The organism is Streptosporangium minutum, assembly GCF_002149035.1.
GTDB lineage: Bacteria > Actinomycetota > Actinomycetes > Streptosporangiales > Streptosporangiaceae > Streptosporangium > Streptosporangium minutum.
In genome coordinates, this window is record NZ_NGFP01000527.1 from 1 (window position 1) to 900 (window position 900).

Annotated in this window: 1 protein-coding gene; it reads right to left on the reverse strand. The window is 68.0% G+C overall.

Annotated features, from left to right (window positions below; translation table 11 throughout):
• A partial coding sequence (locus tag CA984_RS44195; RefSeq protein ID WP_086579177.1) for an RNA-guided endonuclease TnpB family protein occupies positions 1-900 on the reverse strand: 900 nt, incomplete at both ends.

Here is a 900-nt window from a genome sequence, read left to right on the forward strand (position 1 = left end):
GAGCAGCCTTGCGAGGTGTAGGCCGGGTCCACGTAGACCACGGCGACACCGGCACGGGCCGCCTTGTAGGCAATGAACCGGCCGAGCTGGTGGAAGCTCCACGAATGCAGCGTGACCCGCTGGGGCTTACGGAGCCGTACCCGGTCGCGGATGCCCTGGAGATCTTCCAGGGCGATCCCCTGCCCGGTGCGTGTCGCCTCGGTCACGATGCGTTTGGCGATGGTGTGGTTGRTGTTCGCGGCGAAACGCGCTTCCTTGCGGCGGCGTTTCTTCAGCAGCCGCTTGGCGGACGTGGTCTGCTTGGCCTGCAGGCGGCGGCGTAGCTCGCGGTGACGGTGGCGGACCGCGTTCAGACCCTTGCCGCTGTGGCGAACCCCGCCACTGGTGGTSGCGAGGTTGGCGATCCCCAGGTCTACGCCGAGGAACCCGTCCGGGGCGCCGACCGGCCGGTCGGGAATATCGCAGGTGGCGATGAGGAACCACCTGCCATCGCGATACAGAAGGTCTGATTCGCCCTTGCGGTAGGCGGCCAACGTCGTGAGCTGATCGGCCGAGGCGGTGAACGCCACGCTCTTCATCCGCCCGCGCGTGGTCCAGATGCTCACCGTGCGCGCATCCATCTGCCAGGACAGACAGCGGTCGTCGAACGGCTGGGCCGCGCTGGGGCGAAAGACAATCGGCGTGGCCAGGGCCCGCTCGCGCCGCGCGGAGCCGGGCTTGCCCACCTGTCCGTTGCGGAGATTGGCGTGCAGCGTGGCGTAGGCGTCGGTGACCTTCTTGATGACGTGCTGCGCGGCCTGAGCCGCCAGCCCGTAGTTGTCCTTGATCTGCCCGTAGGCGTGCTTGCGCAGGTCGTAATTGCGAAATACCCGCTGGCTGTGGGCGAGCGCCGCCACCCAG